The sequence below is a fragment of the Bacillus sp. N5-665 genome (genome assembly GCF_022637375.2).
Lineage (GTDB): Bacteria > Bacillota > Bacilli > Bacillales > Bacillaceae_G > Bacillus_A > Bacillus_A wiedmannii.
Genome location: NZ_CP093325.1, coordinates 2,690,122 through 2,708,938 on the forward strand (window position 1 = coordinate 2,690,122; position 18,817 = coordinate 2,708,938).

The window sequence follows — 18,817 nt, forward strand, 5'->3', positions numbered from 1 at the left end:
TGGAAGCTTTAATAATAGTTGTCCGTTTTCTTATATATAAAATAGCTTTTAAAAGAATGATAAGGGGGATTTGGATGGAGCAATTAGTAGAGTGGTTAGTAGGGCAAGTATGGAGTATTGGGTTAGTTGTTTTTGCATTAGGAGCAGGTGTGTATTTTACAATTGCCACTCGTTTTCTGCAAATTCGTTATTTTAAAGAGATGATTAAACTATTATTTGAAGGGAAGAGCTCGGAGACGGGAATTTCATCCTTTCAAGCATTTTGTTTAGCCTTATCAGGTAGGGTTGGAATAGGTAATATCGCAGGGGTGGCGACAGCTATCGCTTTTGGCGGACCAGGAGCCGTGTTTTGGATGTGGGTAATGGCTCTTTTAGGAGCAGCGAGTGCATTTGTTGAATCAACATTATCTCAAGTATATAAAAGTAAAGTCGGAAATGAATACCGCGGTGGTACACCATATTTCATTGAAAAAGGCCTGAAAATGAAATGGTTTGCAGTCATTGTAGCGGTTGTTGTAACACTTTCATATGGCGTTTTATTACCAGGTATTCAGTCTAGTAGTATCGCAATTGGATTTGAAAACTCTAATGGCATTAGCAAATATATAACTGGAATATTATTAGTTATATTATTAGCATCAATCATTTTTGGTGGCGTAAAGAGAATTGCAGGCGTTTCACAAATGCTTGTTCCATTTATGGCAATTGGATATGTAATTGTTACATGTATCGTATTAATTGCGAATGTAACGGAAATTCCAAGTATGTTTGCTTTAATTTTCTCTAGTGCTTTTGGTGTAAATGAAATGTTTGGTGGAATCGTCGGTGCAGCAATTGCATGGGGTGTAAAGCGCGCTGTATTTTCAAATGTAGCTGGTGTTGGAGAAGCGACGTATAGCTCCGCTGCGGCTGAAGTATCTCACCCAGCAAAACAAGGGTTAGTTCAAGCGTTTTCTGTATACATTGATACAATTGTCGTATGTACAGCGACAGCTCTTATGATTTTAATAACAGGTATGTATAATGTTATACCTGAAGGGAAAAGCGCTATTGTAAAGAATATAGGGGATGTTGATGCTGGTCCAATCTATACACAACAAGCAGTTGAAACTGTTATAACGGGATTTGGTCCATTATTCATTTCAATCGCAATTTTCTTCTTCGCATTTACAACTTTACTCGCTTACTATTATATCGCTGAAACGACACTTACTTATTTAGATCGTGAGCTTAAATATAGCTGGTTAAAACCAGTATTAAAAATTGGATTTTTAATTATGGTTTACATCGGTAGCGTTGAATCAGCGTCGCTTTTATGGAATCTTGGAGATTTAGGAATCGGTAGTATGGCATGGTTAAACTTAATCGCGATTCTACTATTAAGTAAAATTGCATTAAAAGTGTTAAAAGATTATGAAGCGCAGAAAAAAGAAGGGAAAGATCCCGTGTTTGATCCTAAAAATGTGGGAATTGAAGGTTTAACATTTTGGGAAGAAAGAAGTAAAGAACTTGAAAGGAAAAATTATAAAGAACAAACAGTAGTGGATGATAGCTTGAAATTTTAGTATAAATAAACTGAATATTCATTTTATTTAACGAGGTATATTGCCTTCTTTTCATCACATACTACAATAGGTACACATAATTGGAATGGGGGTAATAATAAGATGGAACACGAACAACATAGTTCAGTAAATGACGTTCTACATCATTATAAGGAGGGTATCGGTAGTTTTACAAACCAAATTCCTGAAATTGCTGAAACATATAATGCATTCACGCAAGCTTGTTTTCAAGAGGGGTCTTTAACAAAAAGGGAAAAACAACTTATCGCATTAGGAATTAGTCTAGCAACTCAAGATGAATATTGTACCGTTTATCATACAAAAGGTTGTCTTGATCAAGGGTGTTCAGATAAAGAGATTCTGGAAGCATGTGGCGTATCAGCAGCATTTGCTGGCGGAGCTGCAATGAGTCAAGCAGTAACATTAGTACAAGAGTGTTTAAGTGAACTGAAAAATCAAAAGCATTGAATATAAAAGAACGTTTTAAACTTTATGTTTAAAACGTTCTTTTACGTGAGATTAAATTTGAGTATAAAAATTACCTAGTATGTGATGTATTAAAGTAAGAATTTAAAATTTAGTGGGAATGTGAAATCACAACTATTTATTTAGTTTTAAGTTTTCTGAAAAAGTTTCAATTGTTTCATATAGTCAATAGCTTTTGTTTTGTTCTTTTGTTTACATACATATTCGAATTCATTCTTATCTCGATAATAACTATTCATTATTTCTTCTGTAAGAATTCCAACGGAAATAGCTTTTTTAATTGCACAATGTGGTTCATTTGTATGAGAGCAGTTAGAAAACTTACATCTCTTAGATATCGCCTCTATATCTTCATATCCAAGATCAAAGTCATCCTTATGATTTATTAAGTCAAATCCAATTTTGCTAATTGTTAATCCCTCCACTTTCCATACATTCTATAAGTATGTTTTATCTAAATATATATTTCATTTTCGTATTCCGTTATTCCTTCTTTAAAAATTGGTACAATGAAACAAAAGGGGGATTAGCAATGCAAAATTTAGTAATTGAAGAGATTAAGCAAATAAAAGATGACGTGGAGGAGCTTTCGAATCTTTTGAAAACGGTTGTAAATGATGGGGCGTCAATTGGTTTTTTACCTCCACTGGAACAGAAAGAATCAGAGAAGTATTGGGAAACTGTTTTAACACCCGAAGTGATTTTATATGTCGCTAAAATAAATAATGAAGTGGCAGGGAGTATTCAATTACATCTAGCTACAAAACCTAATGGGATTCATAGAGCTGAAATTTGTAAGTTAATGACTCATCCAAACTTTAGACGTAATGGCATTGGACGTTTACTTATGCAAAAAGCAGAGGAAAGAGCAAAGCAAGAAAACAGGTCTCTTTTAGTGTTAGATACTAGAGAAGGAGATCCTTCGAATAGATTGTACAAGTTATTAGACTATCAAGAATCCGGAAAAATACCAGGGTATGCAATTTCTCCGAATGGTGAGTTAGATGCAACGGTAATTTATTATAAAATGATTTAGTTTTTTATTTGAAAAGGGAAATAATTTCAAGCGACACATTTGTTATTATGTTTGTGTGTTGATTTATAAAAAATATTGATAATTTAAAACAATGTTTAATAAAACCTTGTAACTTCATCTGGAGCGTTCAATTAAAGGGCTAGTTTGTAGGGGGGATAACAGGTTTTTTAGAATTATTATTTAATGTATTATCCAAAAGAAGTCTCCTTCCTCAAGCGTGTTACCTCGGCTGTCTGCCCTAGGACAAATTCGTTAGCTATTAAAAGTAGCGATGAACCGAGAAGTCCCCACTTCGGGGTAAGCTCGTAAGTGATACTAAGTGGGTGGTAGTTTCACATAGGAATTTTGAAGTCTTTTGGTGAATAGTAAATGTTAATCTAAAAGATGGAGGTTGCTGTGATGTTGAAACTGTTTCAATATAACTGGCAAGTTCGTAATGATTGGTTTACATGGTGCGAAGACATCTCGGCCGAAGAACTGGTAAAGAAACGGGTCGGTGGGTTCGGCAGTATACTACATACTCTATTTCACATTGTAGATGTGGAATATATGTGGATCTTAGGGTTGCGTGGTGAATTAGTGCCTGAGGAGCCATCGTTTGAAGAGTATGCTAGCTTACAAAAAGTGAAAAATCTTTCAGCTCAATACCACGGGAAAGTGAAGCCATTTGTGACCTCTTGGACAAATGAAATGGATTCTCGAAAACTTTCAAAAGCTGACTTCAATGAAGAGCCAATTAGCTCAAGAGACGCACCAATTAGGCGCCGAGTCATTGAATGTACACATGGAGAGTTAATACGTCATGTCATTATCCACGAAATCCACCATATCGGCCAGTTATCTATATGGGCACGAGAGGTAGGAAAGGAGCCAGTTTCCGCAAATCTGAGAGGGAGAGGGCTATTTGATAACTAGACTAACTTTGCCAATTTCGTAATTTATTTATAAACGAATAGTTTAATTGAGTATATTTAACACCGCCTATATTTCTCTAGCGGTGTTATTTGAATGTATCAATAAAATTTATTTAATGTACTAATTGAATTTGAGAAAGTTTTTAGAGGGTTATGTTTGTATAGTCTCTCATCTTATAATGAATGTAGAGGAGATGACTAGGCAACTATAGTTGTTTTCGCTTTATTATGCGAAAGGGGATGTCGGGATGAAAACGAAAGGTTTACAGAAAGTGAAGAAAGTTATGTTAAGTGGTAGCATATTACTTACGGGATTGTTAACTTTCGGTTTTTCAGAAAAGGCTTCAGCTCATGGTTATGTAGAATCACCAGCGAGCCGCTCTTATTTATGTAAGCAAGGGGGAAATGTAAATTGCGGTCCAGTTCAATATGAACCACAAAGTGTAGAAGGAATAGGTGGATTCCCGCAATTAGGACCTTCTGATGGACAAATAGCAGGAGCAGGCCATTTTCCTGCTTTAGACGTTCAAACAGTTGATAGGTGGAAGAAAGTTACGTTAAACGGCGGGACGAATACATTTAAGTGGAAACTAACGGCACCTCATAGTACGAAAGAATGGAAATACTATATTACGAAAAAAGATTGGAATCCAAATAAGCCGTTAACAAGGTCTGATTTAGATTTAGTGCCATTCTATGTGAAAAATGATGGAGGAACTAGACCAGGAACTTCAGTAACACATGAAGCAAATGTACCTACTGATAGAAATGGATATCACCTTATTTTAGCTGTTTGGGAAATTGCAGATACTGGGAATGCATTTTATCAAGTTATAGATGTTAACCTCGTAAATAACGGTTTGACATCGAATTTCGCGCTAAATCATGTAGTGCAGGCTCCTACACTATTTTAAATAAAAAATACATTTTGATCATCTAATTCATTTTAGATGATCTTTTTTCCGAAAAACGATGAAAAATATAGAAGAAAGTGCAATTATTTATAAAAAAATGGGCTTTAAATATTGTCATATTTGCTTCTTTAAGATATCCTTTTCATGAAGAGGTGGAAAACATGGAAAAAGTACTAGTTTTCGGGCATAAAAACCCAGATACAGATGCAATTTGTTCTGCAATTGCTTATGCAGAATTGAAAAAAGAATTAGGAATGAATGCTGAGCCTGTACGTTTAGGCGAAATCAGCGGTGAAACTCAATTTGCGTTAGACCATTTTAAAGTAGAAGGACCGCGTTTTGTTGAGACAGTTGCAAGCGAAGTGGACAACGTTATTTTAGTTGATCATAACGAGCGTCAACAAAGTGCTAACGATATCGAATCTGTTCGTGTGTTAGAAGTTATTGACCATCACCGTATTGCTAACTTTGAAACAAGCGATCCTATTTACTACCGTTGTGAGCCAGTTGGTTGTACAGCTACAATCTTAAACAAAATGTACAAAGAAAATGGCGTTACAATTCGTAAAGAAGTTGCAGGTTTAATGTTATCTGCAATCATTTCAGATTCTTTACTATTCAAATCTCCAACTTGCACAGAGCAAGACGTAGCAGCAGCTCGTGAATTAGCGGAAATCGCTGGTGTAGATGCTGATAGCTACGGCTTAGAAATGTTAAAAGCTGGTGCTGACTTAAGCGGAAAAACAATGGAGCAATTAATCTCTCTTGACGCTAAAGAATTCCAAATGGGTAATGCGAAAGTTGAAATCGCACAAGTAAACGCTGTTGATACAAACGACGTTCTTGTACACCAAGCGGAACTTGAAAAAGTTATCTCTGCAGTAGTAGAAGAAAAAGGTTTAGACCTATTCTTATTCGTTGTAACTGATATCTTAACTAACGATTCTGTCGGTCTTGCGATCGGTAAAGCAGCAAACGTTGTTGAGAAAGCATACAACGTATCTCTAGAAAACAACACTGCTACATTAAAAGGTGTTGTATCTCGTAAAAAACAAATCGTACCAGTATTAACAGAAGCATTCCAAGCTTAATTTTATTGAGTACAGATAAACAGCAAGGACAAGTAGTCAGATTGGCTACTTGTCCTTTTCTATCTCTAAAAAACAGAAAATTAAAATTTTAAAACGGGAGGATTGTGTATGCTTAATGATTTGGAGAGTAAATTACAGTCACTTTTAGAGCGAAATATTACTGCTGTTTCAGAATTAGAGAATTGGCTTTTGGATGAACAGAGTGTAACCGCTGAAATAGAAGAGGAGATAACAAGTAGTTTAATCGCCACGTATAGAGATACAAATGATAGAAATAAACGTAATTTACATATGTATAATCAAAATACAATTCAACCACTTTTAAAAAAATACAATGCAAAATTTGACCAGAAATTTATAGAGTCTCCGTTTTCCGACTTATTAGATGAGCAGAAATACAGTTTTATGAAAAAAGCAAGATTGATAAAAAGTAAAATGTTTAATGACAAGAACATTGCTCTTACCATTAAAGAGCAAGAGCTTATTGCGAAGTATAGAGAAATAATGTCTAACATATCTATTAATTGGGAAGGCGAGCAAAAGACGTATGCATACGTAAAAGCAAAGCTAGATAACCCCAATAGAACTATTCGTGAAAAAGCTTGGTATGCTTTATGTGAAGCAAGAAGTATAGTGAAAATAGAAATAGATTGTATTATGAATGAACTCATACAATTGCGGAATGAGATCGCTTTACATGCAGGATTTAATAATTATAGTGAATATGCTTTTAAGCAAAAAAATAGAGATTATTGTATTGAAGAGTGTTATAAGCTTCATGAATCTATAGAAAAGTATGTTGTACCAATATGGGAACAGTTAGGAAGTCTTTCTAAAAAGAATCTCGGTGTAAAAAAATATCGCCCTTGGGATCTTACTCCAAGTAATTTACCAAAAACCCCGTTTCAAAATGCCATTGATTTATTGAATGGGGTGGAAGAAATATTTCGGAAGACAGATTTATATTTTTATGAGAAATTTATTCATATAAGGAAAGCTGGATTCATTGACGTAGAAGAACGTGAAAATAAAGCGCCAGGAGCCGCTTGTTTTACCTTGCCTCATAGTAAAGAGGTTTTTGTATATTCTAATTTTAGTCCATCATTTTATGCAATTAATGCACTCATACATGAAGTAGGGCATGCCTTTCATTTTTATAAACAATTTAACAATGATAGTAGTATGTAAGAAAAATATCTTCGCGAAGAAGTGGCTGAGCTTTATTCTCTCAGTCTTGAGTTGCTAGTAATGGATAAGCTGGATATCTTTTATAAGCAAGAGGATGAATATAAAGAAGTACAGCGCGTACAATTATATCGTGCTTTCTCACTGTTAATGTCGTCAATTGCAGGAGATGTATTTCAGCACTGGCTGTATTCAAATCCAAACCATACTCCAGGAGAACGTGATAAGAAATATATGGAACTATGCGAAAGGTATCAATATTCATCAGTCGATATTGCTGGATTAGAAGATGAAATTAGTTCAAGTTGGTTAGAATCATTTCATTTTATTCAGTTTCCTTTTTATAAAATTGAATATGCAATTGCACAAATAGGAGCAATGCAATTGTTTCAAATTTATCGAGAAGACCCAGAAAAAGCGATTGCTTTCTTTAAAGAAGGCGCGAGTGCAGATTGGAATTTATCCATACAAGAAATATATGAAAAAACAGGTATCACGTTTGACTTTTCGGAAGAAAGGATAGAAAGTACTGCGAGTGTAATTTTTGATCTAATTAATGAATTAAAATAAGGATAGCATTTGCTATCCTTATAACTGTTTGTTCGTAGATTTTTTCTTGTTTATATAAAATGTAATAATAGCCGCAATGATGAAAATAGGTATGGCATACGCTTGCCCAACAAGCAACTTCCAGCCAATATGATTATAACCTTCAGATGCTGGAGCAATCATAGCGATTATGCAAACAATAATATAGAGTACTAGTGCAGGGATTATATTTTTCATTTGTTCACCTCCTTTTCATAAAATTATTACATGTATATTTTTATAATACATTATAGTTTGAGAAAAGATATATGTTTTTCTAACATTTATGTAAATAAAAGGGTTGTTATTAAGTGGAATAGAATAGGTGTATGTAGAATGATATAGGGGTGTTACATATAATGAACAATATATTAAATCGAATAAAGAAAGATGTAAGTATAGAATTATTGAATACGCTATGGCCTGGTTTTAATAGGGCTGCATTTGCATTATATAATGATGAGCATGTGTATGTATTTCATCATCCATTATTTTTGAAAGATGATGGTGAGTATGCCGTTTTAAAGCGGGACGAACAATTTAAGGCTGATACATTTATCCTATTAAAAGATTATCCGACTGCCATCGTGAATATGAATAGGCATAGAGATTATGAAAGTTTACTTGCAGTTGTGGTGCACGAACTTTTTCATTGCTATCAATATTTGAATAAAGAAAGTAGATTTCCAAATGAATCTTTAGGATTTCAATATCCTATAATAGAAGAAAATATAGAATTGCGAAATAAAGAACGATTTTGTTTATATAATGCTGTGCACTGTAAGTCACAAGCTGAGAAAAATAATTATATTAAGCAATTTATCGAATTAAGAGAACAAAGAGCTCGTTTTATAAAAGAAGAGTTTATCACTTATGAGTGTATGGTTGAAAGTATAGAGGGGCCTGCTTGGTATGTTGAAATGAACGCTTACAATGCAGTATGCGAAAAGGATGAAAGCGAAACAATACGAAAATATAGCGGATTTATTTTAGATGCATATGAAGCTAATTATAACATTAGGAAGAGCTGCTATAGCTCAGGAATGCTTTTATGTTTATTATTAGATGAAATCCATCCTGAATGGAGAACGAACTTCTTTAATAGTGATAAATCGTTATATGCTTTTTTAAAACAAAATATAAATGTGGATTTGAGTTTTAATAAAGAAATTGCAATAAGTAAAGAAACACAGCAAATCCTTCATTTTGTTCAAAACGAAAGAGACAAGGATTTTAAACAATTTTATAAGGAAAAAGGATATCATTTGTATATTGTAGGGAATATAAAATTAAATTCGTTTAATCCAATGAATGTAAAATTAAACAAAAATAAAGCGTTACATAAAACCTTTTTAAGTGTAAGTATACATAATAAAACATATATGATAAATCAACCTGTTTTAGCATCTTTTGAAGAAGATTTTAAAAATATGAAACAAGTTCATATTATAATGAATGAAAAGCCAATAGAAACAAATAATGGTTGGAACGTAGTAGGGATTGGAGATATAGAAGCTGAGTATGAAGAAGTAGGGAATTCTATATTTTTATATTTAAAAAGTTAGAAGTGAGGTAAGAAATAACGATGAAAAGGTTATGCATAATTCCATGCGGAAAAAAGAAGATTTGGGATAAGTATCCAGATTACGGACCGATGGAGGCAAAAGATGTATATATTAGTCCATTCGGAAAAGCATGTCAGGCGTATGCAACTATGTTTTTCAAGAATTGGGTTATATTATCGGCGAAGCATGGATTTTTAAGACCAAATGATATTGTATTAGAAAACTATGATCTTGCCTTCGATTCAAAGAGTGATGAAATTATTAGCATGGAACAATTAAAACAACAGATGATTGAAAAAGACTTGCTTCAGTTTGATGAAATTGTTTTACTTGCAGGCAAGAAGCATAAGAAAGTAGTGACACAATTATATCCAGAAGAAAACCTTACGTATCCGTTAGCAGGATGTAAAGGAATTGGATATATGTTACAGAGGTTGAAAGGGGCTGTGGGGGAAGGAAGGGAACTATAGCCAACTTGTTGTATGAGCTTTTTAGTTATATATATTGTGAGCAAGGAGATAGAAAATACATATTAATTTAAAGCCCAAATATTGGGCTTTTTTCTTTGTAGTAATCTCTTTAAATATATTAGGTACAACTAATAGAAAAGTATAACGTTTATAACTATACATATAAATCTAGAATATAGACTAGTAAACAAACCTCTTTCTACTTTTAATCATAGAATATGATGAATTCTATTTAGGAGGAATATTTATGGGGAATCATTGTAGTTGCAGGCGTTCATTTTGGGATGATTTAATGTTCGGAAGATGTGGATGTAAATGCAGGGATTGTCACGAATGTCGTTGCAAAGAGAAACCGAAATGCGATTGTGACGAGTGTTGCTGCAAGGAGAAACCGAAGTGTGATTGTGAAAAATGCAATTGTAAAGAGAAACCGAAATGTCATTGTAAACATGAAGGGTATTAATAATAAAAAAGAGTACGCTAAGTACTCTTTAATTTTTTATGGTTATATTCCATCTTGAACAGATTTTTTTACAATTTCCCACGTGTCTTGTTTTTTAATCTTGATAGCTACATTAGTTCCGGTAGATTCCTTATAAAAGATATATCCATTGTTTTCGTCCACATATGTCAATGGTTCACTTATGCAATCTCGCGAACAAGATGTATTAATTAGCTCGATTAATGATAGTTCGCTCGGATCGGTTTTACTTGCATCTATAATAGTATCAACGTCTATTTTACGGTAACCTTGTAAGTTTACATGGAAACTTTGTTCAATTTCACCTGTAATGCTAGTATTCATTACTTCAACAGAATTTTTCTTTTCTTGAAGAAATCCATTCTCATAAAGTAATTTTGTATATCCAAGCCATCCGATTAAAACTAGCATAATAAACATACTAAATATTTTAAGTGTTCGAAGCCGTTTACTAACAATCGTTTCTGAGTATTTCATTCAGTTAAATCCTCCATTGTTTTTAATTAAAAGTATGCCTAGATACATACTTTTAGAAGAAGGATAGAACTTAACGAGTTCTATTCTAGATTCAAAAAAGAAAGCATCTGAAGTTAGATGCTTTCTTTTTAAGTATTTTTCGCTATCTGTTCGTTACTTGTTTCATAAGTGGTCTAATTTCTTTAACAGGTGGTTTTTTATCATAGGCATCAACGTATGAGAAATAGTAATTTAAATTTCTGAGAAGACCTTTTCCTATTTTAGCGCTCAAGAACGGAAATACTTGCCCAGTATAATCATCGAGAGATTTACAGTAATATTTTTCATCTAAATATATACTGTATTTACATGTTAGTTCAACTAGTGAGTTACTGTCATCATCAATTACTTCCTTAGAATCAATAATGTCTATTAATGCAAATTTTTCATTTAGATAAACTTTCTTCTTTTTCTCGTGTTTATTTGTGAGGATAAATACGAGACCAATGGCGTTAATCAAAAGATTTCCTCCTATAAAAAACGGATATTAATAAAATATATCGATATACGTTAAATGTAAAGAGGAGAGGTGAAATTTCATTGATACAAAGTTTAATAAGCCGATTTGTGTTTTCAAATCGGCTTATTATTATTGAAACACTTGAGGAAATTGCTTTACGATTGCGTTTGTTATCATATCAGCCATTTCTAATGCTTCTTTTTCAATTTTATCATATAGTTTTACGCTTGCTTCAAAATCTTTATTTAGGAAGGCAAGCGCTTCTGCTTTCGTAAGTGCTAAATGTTCATAAAACATTTTTCTGAATTCTTCTTTTTCTATATATGGGTTGATGCTAGTAAGAAACGCCACAATTTCATCACCATTAGCGTACCATTTTTTCTCTATAGCGGCAGCTGTATTTTGATCACCAGCTTTTGCGGCTTTAACTAGATCCGCTGCAATGACTAAGTGGTCTTTAATTAGTGAACTATATTTTTTTACAGCATCCTCACCATAGAATGGTTCAAGAGATAGTCCCATATGTGTTGCATTTTGAAGAAGACGCCCAACTGTAACGTTAACGTCTGGTAAATTAAAGACAATACTTATAATAGCTAATCTCGTCCAAACGACGTGTTGTTCCCATAAAGAACGCATATAACCTTTTAAAAAGTTTTCATTTTTACTAATTCGGTAATTACGTACAGATGTATCAAAGTGTACATAAGGGTTATGATAGGGGGAGTAATACGATTGCCAATAAGAATACATAAACGGTAACACTCCTTTGAACATGTATAACTCAAAGTATGATGGGAATTTATTTTTAGTTACGTGTCCTAGATTAATTTCTGAAATTGATATGGAAAAAGATGAAGAATTTTATTGTGGTATATATAAATAAAATGAATACGATAATAAACAAGGCTCTGCAAGGGAAGTTGCAGAGCCTCAAAAGGGTATTGCCGAGATGTCGGACTCGACTAATTAATGTTATCATAAAATTCTATTAAAAAAACCTGGTAAATGTGTCCAAATGAAAGTGGATCTTTAATAAAGTCAAAGGGATCCGCTTCCCGCAGCAGATCCCTTTAACTAGATAATGTTGATGAGCAAAAACTCATCTGGAGTACTTTTATAGTAACAAGTGAAATTCGTTTTGTGTATTGAGAAAAAAAGAATTACTTCAATAAACGCTTAGAACTTATATTTTACTTCTTGTTATTATTATCATTTGTTGTGAGTGGAGTATGGTTATAAAATGGAGAAAAGAATTGCAAGCATCTAAAAGCGTAATGAAATATATAATAATTAAAAAAGACCTGCTTATATAAGCAGGTCAAATTAAGGGGTTTTATCCAACAGAATATGTCATATGATATCAACTGTATTGTATTAAGTCTATAAGGTTTATATTGAGAAAAGTTTTGTGAATGGATATATTTCGCACACGTATTAACGTTTAAAAAGTTGAGAAAGAAAATGAAAAAGCTTTTTATAAGAAAATAATGGCTGGTATTTATAATACGATTCATATTTCCACGCATCATGATTCGAGAATTGGAGTTGGTTCGGTACTGTTTTCTGCTTGATGGAACTAATATTCTGCTGCTTCATATAGTAACCTCCTGAATTCATATGTATAAGATTAGTAGTATTCAAGGAAGAGTAATAAAATGTATATTTATTTTGTAATTCATTTTATATGTGCTTTATTTATGTTTTAAAATTCATAAATATAAATAGCCATTAAAACACCGTTGCTAAACAACCTTTAAAACGTAGAAAAGCATAAAAAAATGAAAAAGCAAGCTGTTAGTCATGTATTCATCACTTTCATGACGCATAAGTGATGATATAATAGGAATAGATGAAAGATATAGAAAAGCAGGTGACTCTTTTTTGTTTACAAAAGCACAAGAACTTTTAGCGTCTTATTTCGGTTATTCGTCATTCCGAAGAGGACAAGATGAAACAATTAAAAATGTATTAGATGGGAAAGATACGGTTTGTATTATGCCTACAGGTGGTGGTAAGTCAATTTGTTATCAAATTCCCGCATTAGTATTCGAAGGAACGACATTAGTTATTTCACCTTTGATTTCACTTATGAAAGACCAAGTAGATACATTAGTACAAAACGGTATTTCAGCTACTTATATTAATAGTTCTATTTCAATTACAGAAGCGAATCAACGCATTCAATTAGCGAAACAAGGACATTATAAGTTACTTTATGTAGCGCCTGAGCGTCTTGATTCAATGGAGTTTGTTGACCAACTTATCGATATGAAAATCCCGATGATTGCAATTGATGAGGCGCACTGTATTTCACAGTGGGGACATGATTTCCGTCCGAGTTATTTACATATACATCGCATAGTAGATTATCTTCCAGAAAAGCCGCTCGTATTAGCATTAACTGCGACGGCAACACCACAAGTTCGTGAAGATATTTGCAACACGCTTGGAATTAATCAAGAAAATACGATTATGACAACGTTTGAGCGCGAGAACTTATCATTTTCTGTTATTAAAGGACAAGATCGTAATGCATATTTAGCGGATTATATTCGTCAAAATCAAAAGGAATCTGGGATTATTTATGCAGCTACTAGAAAAGTAGTTGATCAGTTGTATGAAGATTTAATGAAAGCGGGAGTTTCGGTATCAAAATACCATGCTGGTATGAGTGATAACGATCGAAATGAGCAGCAAGAACTCTTTTTACGTGATGAAGTGAGTGTAATGGTAGCGACATCTGCATTCGGGATGGGGATTGATAAATCGAATATTCGTTACGTTATCCATTATCAACTGCCAAAAAACATGGAAAGTTATTACCAAGAAGCAGGACGTGCTGGCCGTGATGGATTAGATAGTGCATGTATATTGTTATATTCTTCTCAAGATGTGCAAGTACAGCGCTTTTTAATTGATCAATCGACAGGTGAATCTCGATTTTCAAATGAACTTGAAAAACTGCAAAATATGACTGATTACTGTCATTCAGAACAATGTTTACAATCATTTATTTTGCAATACTTTGGAGAAGAACCGAAAGAAGATTGTGGTCGCTGCGGTAATTGTACGGACGACCGCGAAAGTATCGATGTGACGAGAGAATCACAAATGGTTCTATCTTGCATGATTAGAACGAACCAACGATTTGGAAAACAAATGATTGCACAAGTTTTAACTGGTTCGAAAAATAAGAAAGTTATTGAATTCAATTTTCATACTTTACCAACATACGGGTTACTATCAAATCGTAGCGTAAAAGAAGTTAGTGAATTTATTGAGTTTCTAATTTCAGATGAGTTAATTGCAGTTGAACATGGTACGTATCCAACATTAAAAGTAACAGAAAAAGGGAAAGAAGTATTATTGGGTAAAGAGAATGTTTTACGTAAAGAACGAGTAGAGACAAGACAAATTGTTCAAGATCATCCTTTATTTGAAGTGCTTCGCGAAGTACGTAAAGAAATTGCGCAAGGAGAAGGTGTACCTCCATTCGTTATTTTCTCTGATCAAACGTTGAAAGATATGTGTGCAAAAATGCCGCAAAGTGACTCTGAACTTTTAACTGTGAAAGGGATCGGCGAACATAAACTTGCGAAGTATGGTTCTCATTTCTTACAAGCAGTTCAGCACTTTATTAAGGACAATCCAAACTATGCTGAAACAGTTAAAACAGAAGTGGTGACAGAGCGGAAAAAGTCAGGGAAAGCTTCAGCAAATTCTCATTTAGAAACGTATGAAATGTATAAACAAGGCATTGATCTAGATGAAATTGCGAAAGAACGTGGCTTATCAAGACAAACAATTGAAAATCATTTAATTCGCTCTTTTGAAGATGGAATGGGAATAGACTGGAACAGTTTTGTTCCTGCAGAATATGAATCACTGATTGAAACTGCCGTGCAAAATGCAGAGGGTGGTCTGAAATCAATTAAGGAACAACTTCCAAATGAAGTGAGTTACTTTATGATTCGTGCATATTTACAATTTAGAAAGTAGATAGATATAAAGGGGATAGGGATATATGCATCACGTTTTCGTGTATGGCACATTAAGAAAAGAGCAAACGAATGCTCATTTTATGCAAGGTGCAATATGCATCGCAGACGGAGCATGGACGTATGGTAAATTATTTGATACAAACGAAGGGTATCCGGCAATGATTTGTTCAAATGAGGACAAAGTATACGGAGAAGTTTATGAAGTAAATGAGGTTGTTCTGCAAAAATTAGATGAACTTGAAGAATATACAGGTAATGCAGAAAGTGATTTATATGACCGAATCACCGAAACGGTTTATTTAGGTGATAGAGAAATACGTGCATTTGTGTATGTTGCTCAAGATAAAAAAATGCTAAAGAAAGTTATCATTTCTGGTGATTGGGTGAAGTATCAACAAGGACAATAAAGGCAGCCGTAGAAGCAGATAGTGGGAACATCCATTATCTGTTTTTTAAATTGACAATTTAAAAATTCTGATTATTTTGATAAAATGTAAATGAAGGGAAATCAAAAGGAGGATTTTTCATGGGTATCAGAAATTTAGTTTCCCACCTGTAGCAGAAAAATAATATACAGGAGGAGAATATTAATGAACGAATTAAATGTAAAAGAATTTTATAAAAAACAATTTGAACTACTAAGCTATGATGTAAATAATGAAAATTGGTTACAGGAAGTTGCGAAAGAAGTTAAAGAACAAGTTGGATATCCATTTCAGTCGATGTTAGAACTAGGAGCAGGAAATGGTGGATTTGCAAGAGCGATGTCTAATTTGAATGTAAAGATGACTACAGTTGAGCTAGTACGAGAGTTAGTTATGTTTGCGAAAGAACATTCTACTAATGATATTGTTATTCACTGTGCTGACTTTTATAAAATTAATTTTGAAGAAAAGTTTGATGTCGTTACTTATTTGGACGGATTTGGTGTAGGAACGGATGCAGAACAATTATTTTTATTAAAACGCATCCATAGTTGGTTGAAAGATGATGGGTGTGCACTTATTGATATTTATCAACCTTTATATTGGGAAAAAGCAAGTGGGCAAGAAATGACCTTAAGTGCAGCTATGCGAAAATATGAATATGATAGTATAAATGAAAGAATGTTAGATCATTGGTGGCATCCTAATAATCCAAATGATATAGTTACACAGTCTTTACGTTGTTATACGGTAGATGAGATTAGCAATCTATGTGCTGAAGCTGGTTTAAGTATTGTAGGAGTCTTCCCAGGAGGAGCATATGATTTTGAAAAACGAAAATATAAAGAATTAGCAACTTTAAATGAATGTTTGGCGTACCGAATTAAAATAAAGAAGAGTAGAGATTAATCTCTACTCTTCTTTATTTTGGAAAATTCTTACTGAAACTATTGACTTTATAAATGGATTTTTAATACAATTGTATTTCGACTGAAAAATTAGAACGGACAGGAGGGAATCATCAAATGAACAACATTTTTGAAGAAGAGTTACAAAGGATGAAAGATACATTAAGTACGATGGATGATCAATTAGAACAGCTCGAAAACATTCCGGTTTATTATGGAGATGATTTTAAAGAACAAATTCTAGAAAGTATGAGGGAGTCTAATAGACAAAACTTACGTATTGGTGTGCATGAGCCATACTTTGGGAGACTAGACTTTCAAGAGGATGGCAAGGAAGAAGTTATGCCGATTTACATCGGTAAAGTAGGTGTTTCACATAAAGACACAATGAAACCAATTGTAATTGATTGGCGGGCACCTGTCGCAAGTATGTTTTATTCATTTACCGGCGGTGATGAATTAGCGTTTTATCAATCACCAGACGGATTAGTAGAAGGTGATGTGTATTTAAAGCGGAACATCTCGATCCGAAGAAGAGAACTAGAACGTGTTGTTGATACATACGTGAAAGGAAATGAAGATGTATCGCATGCCGATGATTTTCTTCTATATCGATTAGGTGAGAATAAAGATAATAAACTAAAGGATATTGTTTCGACGATACAATCAGAGCAAAACGATATTATTCGTGCGGAAAGAAACTTACCATTATTAATTCAAGGGGTTGCAGGGAGCGGAAAAACAACAATCGCTTTACATCGCCTTGCTTTTTTAATTTATGAATATCGTGAGCAGCTAGAAGCTGAGAGAATGATTGTATTCGCTCCGAATAGTCTGTTTTTGGACTATATTTCGAGTGTACTTCCTGAATTAGGTGTAGGGAATATTAGTCAAACAACATTTCCGGATTGGGCATTACGCATGTTAGATGATTCGGTGAAACTGAAGCAGACAGAAGAAAAATTGAAAGAAGCATTTTCTATTAATCGTGATGAAGAAAAGGTTATGCTCGGTAAATTGAAAGGCACGCTGGAATTTAAGTCCTTTATTGAAGAGAGAATGGTTCAATTTGAAAAAGAATTAATACCAACAAGTGATTTTGAGGCATGGGACAAAGCTATTATTCCAGTAGAAGACATAAAAAAATGGATGCAAGTTGAATATAAACACTATCCATTAAAGAAAAGAAGAGAAAGATTAGTCGGCCGAATGAAGCGCTGGATTGAAATTGAACTGAAAAAGTATGGAGAAACAAACGAGAAGAAATTATTAAAAAAAGAAGCGACAAAGAGATTGAACACCTATATGAAGTTTTGGCCGAAAATGAGCCCACTTTCACTATATAGTTCAATATTGAAAAGTAAAGAAATACTCGAAGTATTGCCTGAAGAACTTGTGAAAGAAACTGAAAAGAGTTGTCGTAAAAAAGAAGTGTATGTAGAAGATTTACCAGCTTTAATTTACATACATCACCGTATAACAGGTATTGAAATCGGACAGAAATTCCATCACGTCGTTATTGATGAAGCGCAAGATTTTTCACCATTCCAAGTGTATGTATTAAAAGAAATTACACTAGGTAATTCTTTTACTATATTAGGTGATTTATCTCAAGCAATTTATGATTATCAAGGGATTGAAGATTGGGATGCTTTTAAGGAAGTATTCCAAGAAACAGGTTATTATGAACTGACAAGAAGTTATCGTTCTACAAAAGAAATTATTGAATTTGCGAACGAAATAATTAAAAATGCAGAGATTCCAGTTGGACTCGCAACACCAGTTTTTCGTAGTGGTGAAGAGGTTAAAGTAATCCATGTAGAGGATCAATTTAATGAGATTATGAAGACGTTAAAACATCTACAAAATGAAGATGTGAAAACAATTGCGGTAATAGGAAGAACAGACGATGAATGTCGCGATATATATAAGAAATTAACAAATGCAGGATTAGCTGTAAACGTCATTGAAGCAGATCAAAGTAAATATGAAGGTGGTATTTCAGTAGTACCTGTATACTTGGCAAAAGGGCTAGAATTTGATGCGGTACTTCTCATCGACGTTGATGAAGTGCATTACAAAAATACAAAACACGATGCGAAGTTACTATATGTCGGATGTACAAGGTCGCTTCATGATTTATGGATTTTTCATAGCGGGAAAGCATCGCCTTTAATTAAAGGAATAAAATAAATATGAAAAACAAGAG

General features: G+C 33.5%; 19 protein-coding genes and 1 pseudogene. 14 read left to right on the top strand and 6 right to left on the bottom strand.

From position 1 onward, the window contains the following. The first annotated feature begins 74 nt into the window (after positions 1 to 74). Complete coding sequence (locus MNO09_RS16415; RefSeq protein ID WP_078183826.1) at positions 75 to 1,565, top strand: alanine/glycine:cation symporter family protein; 1,491 nt, start codon at positions 75 to 77, stop codon at positions 1,563 to 1,565. A 102-nt stretch (positions 1,566 to 1,667) separates the two neighbouring features. Beyond that, complete coding sequence (locus tag MNO09_RS16420) at positions 1,668 to 2,033, top strand: carboxymuconolactone decarboxylase family protein (protein WP_000399731.1); 366 nt, start codon at positions 1,668 to 1,670, stop codon at positions 2,031 to 2,033. 146 nt (positions 2,034 to 2,179) lie between these two features. Here the strand turns inward: MNO09_RS16420 and MNO09_RS16425 are convergent, their stop codons facing one another. After that, positions 2,180 to 2,476, bottom strand: a complete 297-nt coding sequence (locus MNO09_RS16425; protein ID WP_000398782.1) for a putative GTPase — start codon at positions 2,474 to 2,476, stop codon at positions 2,180 to 2,182. A gap of 107 nt (positions 2,477 to 2,583) precedes the next feature. On the opposite strand from MNO09_RS16425, the gene MNO09_RS16430 reads away from it, so the two are divergent. From MNO09_RS16430 to MNO09_RS16450, 5 genes and pseudogenes are all read left to right on the top strand, one after another. Then, a complete protein-coding gene (locus MNO09_RS16430) occupies positions 2,584 to 3,087 on the top strand; it encodes a GNAT family N-acetyltransferase (protein ID WP_001180587.1) in 504 nt (167 codons plus the stop codon). A 399-nt stretch (positions 3,088 to 3,486) separates the two neighbouring features. After that, positions 3,487 to 4,002, top strand: a complete 516-nt coding sequence (locus tag MNO09_RS16435; protein WP_000915564.1) for a DinB family protein — start codon at positions 3,487 to 3,489, stop codon at positions 4,000 to 4,002. 247 nt (positions 4,003 to 4,249) lie between these two features. Continuing rightward, entirely contained in the window at positions 4,250 to 4,915 is a 666-nt protein-coding gene (locus MNO09_RS16440; RefSeq protein WP_000850068.1) for a lytic polysaccharide monooxygenase, read from the top strand. Positions 4,916 to 5,076: 161 nt separating this feature from the next. Further along, the gene (ppaC, locus tag MNO09_RS16445) at positions 5,077 to 6,006 is read left to right on the top strand and encodes a manganese-dependent inorganic pyrophosphatase (RefSeq protein WP_000416841.1); all 930 of its coding nucleotides are present in this window, start codon (positions 5,077 to 5,079) and stop codon (positions 6,004 to 6,006) included. Positions 6,007 to 6,114: 108 nt separating this feature from the next. Further along, positions 6,115 to 7,761, top strand: a pseudogene (locus tag MNO09_RS16450) (M3 family oligoendopeptidase). Between the two features lie 18 nt (positions 7,762 to 7,779). On the opposite strand, the gene MNO09_RS16455 reads toward MNO09_RS16450, so the two are convergent. Next, positions 7,780 to 7,977 carry a DUF4017 family protein gene (locus MNO09_RS16455; protein ID WP_000789489.1) on the bottom strand — a complete coding sequence of 66 codons (198 nt, stop codon included), beginning with the start codon at positions 7,975 to 7,977 and terminating at the stop codon, positions 7,780 to 7,782. A 161-nt stretch (positions 7,978 to 8,138) separates the two neighbouring features. On the opposite strand from MNO09_RS16455, the gene MNO09_RS16460 reads away from it, so the two are divergent. From MNO09_RS16460 to MNO09_RS16470, 3 genes are all read left to right on the top strand, one after another. Continuing rightward, positions 8,139 to 9,344 carry a hypothetical protein gene (locus tag MNO09_RS16460; RefSeq protein WP_001059727.1) on the top strand — a complete coding sequence of 402 codons (1,206 nt, stop codon included), beginning with the start codon at positions 8,139 to 8,141 and terminating at the stop codon, positions 9,342 to 9,344. A 20-nt stretch (positions 9,345 to 9,364) separates the two neighbouring features. Beyond that, positions 9,365 to 9,814: a DUF6884 domain-containing protein gene (locus tag MNO09_RS16465; protein ID WP_000824886.1), complete on the top strand. Its 450-nt coding sequence runs from the start codon at positions 9,365 to 9,367 to the stop codon at positions 9,812 to 9,814. A 305-nt stretch (positions 9,815 to 10,119) separates the two neighbouring features. After that, the gene (locus MNO09_RS16470; RefSeq protein WP_033657660.1) at positions 10,120 to 10,335 is read left to right on the top strand and encodes a hypothetical protein; all 216 of its coding nucleotides are present in this window, start codon (positions 10,120 to 10,122) and stop codon (positions 10,333 to 10,335) included. Here MNO09_RS16470 and MNO09_RS16475 read toward each other — a convergent pair. From MNO09_RS16475 to MNO09_RS16490, 4 genes are all read right to left on the bottom strand, one after another. Further along, complete coding sequence (locus MNO09_RS16475) at positions 10,320 to 10,772, bottom strand: SET domain-containing protein (protein WP_000877592.1); 453 nt, start codon at positions 10,770 to 10,772, stop codon at positions 10,320 to 10,322. The two genes, MNO09_RS16470 and MNO09_RS16475, sit on opposite strands and share 16 nt — an antisense overlap. Positions 10,773 to 10,914: 142 nt before the next feature. Beyond that, positions 10,915 to 11,271 carry a hypothetical protein gene (locus MNO09_RS16480; protein ID WP_000606236.1) on the bottom strand — a complete coding sequence of 119 codons (357 nt, stop codon included), beginning with the start codon at positions 11,269 to 11,271 and terminating at the stop codon, positions 10,915 to 10,917. Between the two features lie 129 nt (positions 11,272 to 11,400). Continuing rightward, positions 11,401 to 12,024 (bottom strand): hypothetical protein, encoded by a 624-nt coding sequence (locus tag MNO09_RS16485; RefSeq protein WP_000287710.1) that lies wholly within the window; start codon positions 12,022 to 12,024, stop codon positions 11,401 to 11,403. Between the two features lie 684 nt (positions 12,025 to 12,708). Further along, on the bottom strand, positions 12,709 to 12,870 hold the full coding sequence (locus tag MNO09_RS16490; protein ID WP_000813317.1) for a hypothetical protein: 162 nt from the start codon (positions 12,868 to 12,870) through the stop codon (positions 12,709 to 12,711). 285 nt (positions 12,871 to 13,155) lie between these two features. Between MNO09_RS16490 and recQ the strand changes: the two genes are divergently transcribed. From recQ to MNO09_RS16510, 4 genes are all read left to right on the top strand, one after another. Further along, positions 13,156 to 15,273 (top strand): DNA helicase RecQ, encoded by a 2,118-nt coding sequence (recQ, locus tag MNO09_RS16495; protein ID WP_000494294.1) that lies wholly within the window; start codon positions 13,156 to 13,158, stop codon positions 15,271 to 15,273. Between the two features lie 25 nt (positions 15,274 to 15,298). After that, the gene (locus MNO09_RS16500; protein WP_000546568.1) at positions 15,299 to 15,682 is read left to right on the top strand and encodes a gamma-glutamylcyclotransferase family protein; all 384 of its coding nucleotides are present in this window, start codon (positions 15,299 to 15,301) and stop codon (positions 15,680 to 15,682) included. Between the two features lie 183 nt (positions 15,683 to 15,865). After that, on the top strand, positions 15,866 to 16,609 hold the full coding sequence (locus tag MNO09_RS16505; RefSeq protein ID WP_001004309.1) for a class I SAM-dependent methyltransferase: 744 nt from the start codon (positions 15,866 to 15,868) through the stop codon (positions 16,607 to 16,609). A 116-nt stretch (positions 16,610 to 16,725) separates the two neighbouring features. Next, complete coding sequence (locus MNO09_RS16510) at positions 16,726 to 18,801, top strand: HelD family protein (RefSeq protein ID WP_001059525.1); 2,076 nt, start codon at positions 16,726 to 16,728, stop codon at positions 18,799 to 18,801. The last annotated feature ends 16 nt before the right edge of the window (positions 18,802 to 18,817 follow it).